This is a genomic window from Anaeromyxobacter oryzae, assembly GCF_023169945.1.
GTDB classification, from domain to species: Bacteria; Myxococcota; Myxococcia; order Myxococcales; family Anaeromyxobacteraceae; genus Anaeromyxobacter; species Anaeromyxobacter oryzae.
The window spans coordinates 2111079-2122066 of sequence record NZ_AP025591.1; the positions used below are offsets into that span (position 1 = coordinate 2111079).

Consider the following 10988-nt stretch of genomic DNA (forward strand, 5'->3'; position numbering starts at 1 on the left):
TATCGCGCCTCCCCCGCGAGCAGACGGCGCGTTCCACAGATATCGTTGTTCCGTAGTACACGGTGCGACGCTTGCCGGACTTCACTCTCACTGCCCGGTGAAGACCGACAAAGACCAAGCTCGGCGAGTAGGGGCTGCATCCCACTCGTTGAAGGTCTTGGGATGCCGATACACTCCCCTCGACGGCCCGTCGGAGGTCGCCAATCCGAAAAAGAACAGCTCCGAATCAACGGAAGGGGGTTCGGCAAACCACGTGCTCCGGACGCGCGAGACCTGCCGGACGACTTGATCTGGACAGATGAGCTGGATCCTATGGAACTCACCTTCCGAGACGACCTTCGCGACGCGGCCCCACACGTCGAGCGGAAACGGCCATTTTCCCTCGGCTTCGTCCGTCAGCCATCCAGCCGGAGCCCACGCCCTGTAGCTCGGGCATGCATGCCGGAGCCCGCAGTGCGCACACGATGCGTGTCCCGGCGCTGCCAGTGACTCCAGATTCGCTTCGAGCCCCAACTCCAACTGCCTCGTCCCCTCCTCTAGCGCCGCTGCAAACGCCGCGAGCTCGGCGGAGGTTCCGCCCACGCTCCTGGAGCATTCGTTTGGTCCGTCGACCCAGAGCTCCACATCTGCATCTTCGAGACCCTGGACTTCGCGCGCCATGAGAGCGTACGCGCGCAGCTGCGCCACGTAGGCCGACTTGATGGCATCCGTCCCCTCCTCCAGGATGGCGCCGGTCTTGTGGTCTCGAACGATGAGGTGACCACGGTCACTCAGCTGAACGTGATCGAGCTTTCCTTGGAGTTTCCACTTGTCGCCGCGGACCCACGCCTCGGTCCTTGTCTCTCCCGGGAGGAGCGGAATCCATGCCGCAGCAGCTCCGCCGCGCATCGTCCGAACGGGGATTATCGGCTCGCGGTTCGCCGCGTACTTCCGAGCCCTGCTTATCGCTTCGCGCCGCAGCTCCTTCCATTCCAATCGCTCGAATAGCCCATCGAGCGGCACCCAGTGCGCTCGTTCAGGCGTGATTCGCCACATGGCTTCTCGGGCGGCGACGACGAGAGCGAACGCATGTCTTGCCGTCGCTTCGGCGGTTCCCTGCCACTGAACGCGCGCCCATTCGCCTTTGCCGTTCATGAAGGCGTTCTTCGAAACAGCGTCGATGACGTCGTGAATCAGATCGCCGCGCATGGACCATATGCTGGGTGGCAATCGACGCGCATCCGGCGGGAACGTGCGACTGGCTAGAAGTCGAAGTCGGCACTGACCGGTCAGCAGTTGACCTGCCGCTGACGCTGACACTCGGTCGGGCAGCCTTGCGCGCTTTGGAATCGTCGGCAGAGCCGAGATCACGCGCCCTCCACACCCAGCAGCTTCGTATAGACGTCTATCGGCCGCCTTCCGACGTCAAACGTGTTCACGAACGTGATACTTGGTCCTTCGCCGCGCCCCTCTAGCTTGGCCTCCAAGACGTCGTACGCTTCACCCGCGATTCCCATCTGCTGCTCAGGAGCCCACAGCGGATGCCCGATGATTGCCCACGGGGTCTTCTTCGAGATCCTGAACGCCCAGAGCGGATCGGAGCCCGAGACGTCGAGGCGCTCCGTCTCTCCCCCGAAGCGTCTCTGCATGCTGAGAGCCGCCCCCTTCGCCAACTTCGGCCATCCATTCAAAGACGGCGTTTCCGGTTCGTCGAACTTGCCATCAAGCCCGCACCGATATTCCGCATGGAAGAGCGCTTCGAGGAACGACAACCCGAGGCGCCAGTCGAGCAGACCGTGATACGGCTGATTACCGTATCTCTGCAGACAGCGGTAGCAGGCCTGGTCACACCGCTCGACGTGCTTCTCGGCGAAGAACACGTCCCTGGGATACGTCTTCCCATCCAGAACGATCTCTTCGAGGAGCTCGCGAATGACGGGGGCTTCCTCGCCGGGCGCGAATAGTTTGCGCGTGAACCCCGCCCCGTTGACTAGGCGGTCACCGAACTGGATGACCGGCTTGCGGACACCGCTCGCGTCGCGCGTGATCGTCGGTTCGAGGACGTCGAACTCTTCCGGGTCAGTGTCGAGTCTGAACGCGGCCTTGTTCACGAGGATGAATCCCGCCGAGACCGCAGCTGCTCGCACGGAGGCTTGGAAGCCGGCTGTCCCTCTGACTACGTCCGCGAGGCGTAGCCCCGCAGGGATTTGCGTCGGTGTCACCTGCAGCAGATCCGTGACCTTTGGCGCCATCAGCGTGAGGCCCGAGACCACGACGGGAGGGTCGCTCTTCATGAATCCGAACGGAAGAGAGGTGCCGCCCGAAACATGAGCCCCCTCCACGACGAGATGCCCTGCCGGCATGTCCGGCTGGCCGTCTTCGATCTTCCGCTTCTTCCCAGCGAACCAGAACTCCGACGTCCCGCGGTGTGCATTGAATCCATCGAATGAAACGGAGATCGGCGCGTCACCACCGTCCGCAACCTCGTCGTCCACGACGACCCGGCCGCGGTTGAGCCGGTACGTCTGCGCCTGAGGGACGGCTGCCAAGCTGACGTTCGTGCCGAGCAGCGGTTCCCGATCGACCTTCCGCGTAATCGCGTGCATCGATCTGTGACGCGGCGGCATGTCCTCGACGTCGCCGATGTCCTTGGGCCTGAACGTGGTCCGGAATCCCTTCGGCTCGCGGCAGTCGTACATGCGGCTGATCGGCGAATCGCACTCCGCGCAAGTCCCCGGGTTACGCCGGTCAGGTTCCGGTTGGGCTTCCGTCTTCTGGAACTCCTGCCACGCGCCACACGTCCCGCATTCGAGCAGCCACACGGAGCTACTCAGGGCGGGGCCTAGCGGAACGATGGTGTCTCCTTTGATGTCTGGCAGGTCGCCGACGAATCCAATCGCACGATGAATCTTCTTGTCCTTGACGATGGATGCTCCGGGCGCAAACTCGTAGATTGCCATGTCGAGGTCGCGGTCCACGTTCCTCCACTCGTACCCGCCCGTCCCCTTCTTCATCGAAGGTTCGGTGTACAGGTAACGAACCCGCGTCGGCATTCCGAACATCGGGAGCTGGCCCGCCTCCGCTAGAGCCTGAGCGAGTCCCTTGCTACCTCCTTCTGCACGTACCCTGTCGATTGCCGCCATGACTGCGGAGACGTCCACACGTTTTGCGAGGTCGCTCTCGGTCAGTCTTGGACACGCCTCGGTGAGAACCCCCGCAATCTCGTTCCTGAAAGCCTCCGTCTCCTCCAGCGCGGTTCGGATACGGCTGCTCCAGTTTGCGTCGATCGCATCGCATGGAAGGAATTCGCCGTGAATGTCGGGCGGGGACATGGTGTCCGAAGGCCATTCGGCTCCCGACGATCCTTTGGGGTATCTGAGCTTCGGCCTCATCTTGTCGAATGCACGTGCCAACCACGCCTTTCGGAGAAGGCGCAAGGCGATGGTGTCCATGTCCTTGTTCAAGAATGGAGGTGGCGGCTGATCGCCCGTGATCGCCTCAGGGTTGTCGAAGTAGTACCGATCGTGACTCTTCGTCCGACACACGGTCAGCGCCAACGAAAAGGCTTGTGCGCGCCGGCCCGCTCGACCGACGCGCTGTTGATAGTTGAATCGCTGCGGTGGCATGTTGGCCTGCAGCACCGCCTCCAGCTGACCGATGTCGATCCCCACCTCCATCGTCGTCGTCACCGTGAGTAGGTCGATCTCTTCTCGTTTCGGATACAGCTTGCGCGCACGGGTCTTCGTTTCGCCGTCTTCGTCTACCGCTGGGACCCATTTCCCGTTCTGGTTACGCTCCATCACGTCGACATAGGAAGGGATCAGCGCTCCCTTGAACTTGATTTGCCTCTCGACGGGATTATCGGTCTGCCCGGTCAGCTCCTCGCAGTGAAGGCGGCACGGCCCCTTTCCGGCCCGATCCAGCCGCATCGCAAGGAAGTTCCGCTTCCGTGTCTCCCGCGCGGTGGAGTTCGATTCCTGGGGCAGAGCAGTCCTGCAGCGCGTGCAGATTCCGGTACCGCGATGAAGGTGAACACGTTGGCATCGTGCACACACCCATGCCGGGTCAGTCGGCTCGACGAGCGTCACCGCCAAGCGCGCATTCTTGAGTAGACCAGGCCCGTTGCCGGCCTTCTGAATGATCACGAGCATCTCGTTCAGGCGCGACTTCCACGACGACTCGCCCCATGATGCTTTGGCGAATGCCTGAACCCGCTTGTTGGTAACTGCGTCCGCGTTCTCCCATTGCGGCGGCTGCTCCCCGGGTTTCGCGTAAGGGCTAAGTGCGAACCGATACGCGTCCCCCATGACCCGTACGAGCGCAGCCGCCTCCCGGAAGTCTGCCTTGTCCGGTTCCTGTCCCGGCACGTGCACGAAGCCGATTCCGGCCTGCTCGAGGCCGAAGTACGTCTTCGAAAAGAGCACCTCCGTCAGAAGCCGCTGCGACTCGGTGACCATCGCCTTGCGGGCGTCGTCACGGTTCGAAACGTCGTTCGGGTCGTCTTTCCAGTCGAGACCGCGTGGATTGACCGGGCCCGATTCGTAGGGAACATCTATGAGGTCGGTCCAGTCGAAGGATGCCTTCAGCGAGCTCGTCTCGCCGTCCGCACCGGGTTCGAACAAGTTGAAGCGCGCCCCACCTCGGGGGTCCGTCGGATGGATTCCCATGTCGCCGAAGCGACGGATCAGCGGCTTCAGTGCCGCCCGACCCGATTCGAGAGTTCCCAAGAACTCTTTGCCCTCGGGATCCTCTAGGATTCTTCGGAGGTTGACATCTCGTCGCGCGGTCGCTTCCGCCTCGACGATGTCCTCGCGCAGCTGCTGGGCTTCCGCCTGCGCGCGATTGACCTCAGCGTCGCTTGCGCCATCCGCGAACGCGCGCTCCCTTGCCGCCGCGAGCTTCTCCTTCAGGTTCGGAAGAACCGCCGCGAGTTCGCTCCGGAGGATACGCGCCCGCTTGAGCTCGAGAACGATCAGCTCGCGACGGAGATCCTGATGGTGGCGCCGCTCGATGTCGAACGCTGCTTTGGCTGCCTCCTGCCTGCTATCGGAGAACGAAACGAGCTTTGCCTTGGATGACGATTCGTTGAACCTGAGGACGTCGAATAGTTCGGTAGCAAGCAGCTGCGTCGTCTGCGCGAAGCCGGCACGGAAGTTACGGATCGGGGAGAATCTCGGCTTCGCACGCGGCCCGTAGTCCTCGGCGCATGCTGGGCAAGCATACGGAACGTGGGTCCCGGCGCTCTTGCTCGTCCGGCCATCTCTATCCGCGCCACTCGTGCGCTCGTACAGATAGCCGCGAACCCGTCCCGCGGGCACCTTGTCGTTACTGCCGAGATGGAATTTCTTGAGGTTCGCCGCCTCCGCGAGCCTCGTCAAACCCAGGTCCGCGACTTCTCCCGACACCGGGTCGAGCACCGCCGGAATCCAGCTATCGCAATCGTATTCTTTCGAAGACGAGGGCTCCGCGCCTGCGCCGCTCGTTGGCCAGAACAGCGCGAAGGCGCCATAGCTGAGGTCTTCGAACCGTTTCGATGCAGCCTGCTCGGGCAAGCCGTCCAGGTCCGGTTCGACGGGGAGAAGCTCGACGCTCTTCTTCTTCGAACCCTTTCCGCGCATGCCACCGACGAAGAGCTCTCCACAGCACTCGCAGTAGAGGACCTCCAGGACACGCGTGGGCGGGGACTCGGAACCATCTTTGCCGTCGGCCCGAGGGGTCCGATCGAGCGAAAGAACGCCAACGTGGCGCTCCCCCAAGCCCCTCGATGGGCCGTCGGCGTCGAGTGTCGTCCCGGGAATTGCGGGTGCGAAGAGCCCCTCGACGCTCCTGAAGAAGGTATGCACCCGAAACGAACCAGGATTTAAGAGCTTCGCGTCGAACCAGTTCTCGTATGATTCCTCGCCAGCGCGGACGATGAGCAATCCGCGAAGGGCAGCTTCATCCGCGGAGCCAAAGATCCTACGTGCCACCTCCGTGACGGACGTCGCCCGGTGCCGCTTCTCCACCTGATCCCAACACGCGGCGGCGATCCAGGTTGAAGCACTCTGAATTCCGCGTTGCACCGTCCCGGCTGTGACCTGCTCGTCGCCGATGAGTGCCGTGAGAACATTCCGCCACGCGACGGGAGCAGCGGAAGGGGATACTGGCTCGAGAACCTCGGCATCCTCGACCGCCGGCTTGGAGCCGGACGCGCGGAGGAACTCGCGAAACGGCTCCGTCGGCAGTTCCCCGGCGGGAGCAGGTTCGTAGACCTGCTCGCCTGTGATCACTGCAGGCTCCCAGGTCGACGCAGAAATGTTCGTTTCGGTCTTCTCCGATTCGCGGAGACCGTCCTCCCCGAACATGTCGTACAGGAAGTCGAGGCTTCGCTTCGTGTTCTTGCTCGTTTCGTAGCTCCCATCGATCGGGAGCGAAGCACTCGAAGCGAGCACACGCAGCTTGTGTCGGTGCTTTGGATCCCGCAGACCGAGTCTCGAAAGAAGAAGCCTGAGAAGAAATGCGACCTCGGTTCCCGCAGCGCCACGCTGAAGATGAAGTTCATCGAGAACGAGGAAGAAGTAGGCGTTAGGGTCTTCCTGGAGCCACTTCCGCGTCTTTTCGAGGATGGGGGCATCCACCTCGCGCGCGAGCATCGCGCTCAACATGCTGACGTTGGTGATCAGGATGTCGGGCGGAGTCGCCTGCATGTCCCAGCGCGAGCACAGCTCATTACCGGAGTTCGACGGAAACAGAAAGCGAGCATCGTCGAAGGCGGACGGGTCCTCCTGCTCGGATTCCCACTTTTCGAACTTCAGGTCCGGCTTCGTCTTCGTGGCTTTCTGGAATGCTTGCTCGCGGTCGTACTTTTTCGCGGCCTCCTGGGCGAGCTCGATCTCGCGCATCTTCTCGAATAGCTTCCGGAGCTGACCGTCGCGGCGGGCCAACTCTTCCTTGTCGTGGGGGTGGAAGCGCGGATGCTTGTCGAAACCAGTTACTGGCGTCTCGCTCGTGTATCGCCCGAAGAAGATCCGGTTCCCGTGGAATTCCCGGTCCATGACCGTTCGGGCAGCTTCGGAATCGAGCGCTCTCCGGAGGCGCGCCAGCTGGTCTTCGACGAGAGCATTCATTGGGTAGAGCACGAGCGCGCGCACCGCCTGCGGACGCGACGGATGTTCGCCTTCGCGATGAGCACGAAACACTTCGATCGTTTCGCCTTCCGCGAGCCCCCTCACGTTTGCAGCCAGGGGACGTCGCTCCCTGGGGAATACGAACTCGTTCGGGTCGCTTGAGGACCACCGCGTGTACGAACGCTTGTCCTCCCTCCACCACCATCGCGTCTCGAGGTACGTGGCACTCGGCGCTTTCCAAGTCCGCGCCTCTCGAGCGAGCATCGCGAACACCGGGAGCAGGAACGACTCCGTTTTTCCGGACCCTGTTCCGGAGGTCACGATCACGGGTCGTCCGGCCTGCACGCCGCGAGTGAGCGACGCCACCTGATGCGTGTAGAAAGGGAACTTCGCGCGCCGACTTACCGACGCACCTTTCGGAGCGGCATCGGAAGGGAACAGCCCTGCCAGGACGAGCTCCGCGAACGCCCTTCGATCGGCTGCTCCGAAACCCGGGAGAACCTGTTCGCCCGACTCCACGAGCTCATGGGCGAGTAGCTTCGAAGCGGCGTAGCGCGGAATCGGCTCGACGAGTGGCTCCGTGCAGAGCGTGCCCGGCGCTCGCAGGAGGCGTCGGCGCTCCTCGGCAGCATCCGCGTTCCTGATGCGGAACGCAGTGTCGAGGTACGCGATGTAGAGCTCACGAATGCGGAGGAAGCCGCCGATCGGATCCTTCACCCCATCCTCACTTTCACGTTCGAACTGATGCGGCGAGCGCTGTAGATGCGATGCTGGAGGAGCCGAACACGTTCCGGTATTCGATCCCGGGGTCCGTGACCGGGCCCGGACTCGTCCCAGACGTCAGCACGCCGAGTCGCGTGACGGCGAGCGGCAGGTGCGCTTCGCGCGTCGAGGCCTCGATCACAGGCCCCTTGCGTGCGAACGGGGTGGCGCCCAGTGCCGCGAAGGCCCGCCGAAACGCGGTTTCCCTCGAGTAGGTCCAAGTGTGGCTCCCCGTTGACGTCTCGACCACGTAGAACGACGGCTTTTGCTCGCGCTTCCATTGCGAGATGACCACCGATTTGGTCGGTCGAGTGGTGCTCGAGGTGAGGTCTTCAGGGTCGAAATACCTCGAGACCGTATGCCCTTCGGGCCTGTGCGGGAGCTCCGCCGCGGACTGCGATTCAGGCAACCACTGATCGACCCCCGACAGCGCGCAAGGTTCCGCGAGGATCCCGCTCGCTTGCGAGAGCCGACGGATGGACTCCATGTCATCCGCTTCGACGATCAGCGGCGGGGTGACTACCGGAGACGCGGTCCATCCGTTGCTGACCGAGAGCCCCGTCGCATCGAGCTCCCGTGCAGCATTCTTGATCCGCAGCCGAGCGGCACCGGCGAGTAGGCCCAGCGAGATTCCCACGACGCGACGTCCCAGGTTGTGCACCACGAACCGCGGCCGAAGCCCAAACGCGCGGCGCCCCCGATACCGGAACGTATGGAGAAGATCGAACTTGCCCGCTTCGACCCATGAGCGGAGCAGTGGCCACGCATCGCGACCGCTGCTCAATCCGAATACGCGCACGAACAAGTCGATCAGCTCACCTTCCGGTATCCCTGACCCACGGTTTCGGAGGACGCACGCGATCGCGGCCTCGGCATAGACGGCCTCACGAGTGACGCGCGATCGATATGTCGAGTCCGCCGTTTCCCCGGGTGGGTCACTAAACCCTGCCCACGGCCTTGGACCCGCAGGAAGCCCGCGAACCTTCGCAGCCGCCGCGTACGCTTCCACCAGCCCAGCGGGCGCGCTCCCGTCGAGAAGCGCGTAAGCCCCGTTACGAAAGATTTCCTTCCACCGCTTCTCGGAGCGGTTGTTTCCGACGCGCTCCTCCTTGGGCCAGTATGCGGCGTCGGATGCCAAACACTTGAGTGCCAGTCGCCCTCGCGGAAGTGAAATCAGTGCCCAATCACACCCAGTCCCGTCCCCCTGGATGAATTCGCCGACCTTGGGGCCGATCCCGAACTCGGTATCGAGTAGGGCATCGAGCGCAAGGGGCTTCTGGTCCGCTGAACCGGTGAAATCGGCTGGGCGCCTGCCATCTGTACCCACGATCCCAACTTCGCTCCCTAGGTTCAGGTCCCCTGAGTTTCGGCCTCCGCATTCGCCGAACCATCGACCCGGTTCGCGGATCGCCTTCTCGGGTGTCGAGGCGACCCGCGTCGTGAATTCAGCCGAACGCGTGATCTCGCCCGCCTCGGTGATTCCGATGAATGTGACGCTCCCTGCGATCGGAACACGCGGAATCCCCCAGGTGCCGTTACGTTCGCGGGTGAGTTCGTGCACGCTCCCATGCCTTCGCACGACACGGACTGCGCTGGCGTTCGCAACTGAGACGGCAGGCATCGCTCCTGGGATCCCCAAGAACTTACCCGGCGACACATCGACCGCGGACTCGAACTTGATGCGCGGAGCTTCAAGCGCGTCGATGACGGGTGCGACGGCTTCCGCCGGACGGATGACGACGCGCCACCCATCGAACTGCGACTGCTGCGCCTGAGTGGCCCAGGCCCGAGCGATCCTTTCGGCTTCTTCCGTTCGCGCAAGAGCCACTGCTGCTCCAGTGGCACGTGGCCGCCCCGAACCTTGCCAGAGGCCCACCAGCTCCTCGCTCTTCGTGAAGAAGATTCGACCGCGCCGCGAAAGCTCGGCGATTGGCGCGAGCGGCGAGTCCGAGAACGCGTCCGGATGGGACAGAATCGATCCGACGAGGTCTCCAACCGCATCGGAGTCGTCCGAGTGGTCCGATGCTCCCTTCGCAAGCAGGTGCGTCCACGGCTCGGGAAGCTCTGCGTCGAGTGGAACCACATTCTGACCGTCTCGAAACGCGACCCAGGTCTTGCTCGCGATGACGGGGCACAGAGCGCCGTCGTCGTCGAGCTCGGCCAGAATGCAGACTGACGCCTCAGCGCCGTTCGCTTCACCGTTCCCAGCAGCCTGCTTCGCCTTTTGGACGATGTTCCAGAATGGATCTGACGCAACGACGAGCTTGGGATTCTGATGGAACAATCCTTCGAATTCCTTGAGTGCTCCGCGAAATCGTCCCCCGAACCCGGGCACGGCTCGCAAGGCGTCCAGCACCTGTTGAACGGTCGGTACCGACTCTGGCGCGAAGTCGCTCAGTGCGCCTCGAAGTAGCTCGAAATCTCGGCGACGCGGGAAGGCCAGCTTGATCGTGTAGCCGATTTGCGCGTACCCGGGCGTAGCGGGAATCTCCAGGCGCCGAAACAGTTTTCCTTCGGCGTCCATCCCCATGAAGCGGCCGGGAGCTCCGATGTCGTCGAGCCAAGCCGCAATTCGCTCCCAAGCAGCGTTGAGCCCGTGTCCAGTGTTGGACAGCCCGTTCTTGCAGAGATCGTCGAGTGCTTTGCCGAACGCTGCTTCGGTGGGGGCGTCTTCGACCCCCTCGGACACGGCCATGCAGGCAAAAAGGACGAGCGAGAAGAATGGAGGGCGCCGCAGGGTCGTGTGGGGCTTGCGGAGCTCGCCCGCGAGAAGGCTTTGGAACGTGTGCTCACGCAGCTCGCGCCTCATGCCGACCAGGAACTCATCCTTCGGCTCGATTCCTGAGCTGTCGCCACCGACCGCAGCGCGCGCAAAGATCCCATCGTCGATGATGACTCGTCGAACCGGCGTGGGATCGTCGGTGAGGGCGAAAATGGCGTCGAAGAGCCAGTCGTTCCACTGGTAGTACGAGCGCGGCAATGAACCCTCCGTCTCGAAGACTCTAGGCTTCGGGGGATACTCTCAGCCGCACGGACGCGTTCTGGCTGAACGGCTCAAGCCTACGCGGCCAGGGCGGAGCCCGGGTGCTCCCCCACACCACGAGCAGAAGCCACTCTACCCTTTGGGGGATTCGTGTCCAG

General features: G+C 63.1%; 3 protein-coding genes. All 3 read right to left on the bottom strand.

Features of this window, described 5'->3' with window-relative positions; genetic code table 11:
* Positions 1-87: 87 nt before the first annotated feature.
* The 3 genes from AMOR_RS09220 to AMOR_RS09230 are packed head-to-tail and all read right to left on the bottom strand — an operon-like array spanning position 88 to position 10827.
* Positions 88-1350, bottom strand: a complete 1263-nt coding sequence (locus tag AMOR_RS09220) for a PD-(D/E)XK nuclease family protein (RefSeq protein WP_318653860.1) — start codon at positions 1348-1350, stop codon at positions 88-90.
* Positions 1347-7802 carry a DEAD/DEAH box helicase gene (locus AMOR_RS09225; RefSeq protein ID WP_248360516.1) on the bottom strand — a complete coding sequence of 2152 codons (6456 nt, stop codon included), beginning with the start codon at positions 7800-7802 and terminating at the stop codon, positions 1347-1349. The genes AMOR_RS09220 and AMOR_RS09225 overlap by 4 nt, the downstream gene beginning before the upstream one ends.
* 13 nt (positions 7803-7815) lie before the next feature.
* Complete coding sequence (locus AMOR_RS09230; RefSeq protein ID WP_248360517.1) at positions 7816-10827, bottom strand: hypothetical protein; 3012 nt, start codon at positions 10825-10827, stop codon at positions 7816-7818.
* Positions 10828-10988: the final 161 nt, after the last annotated feature.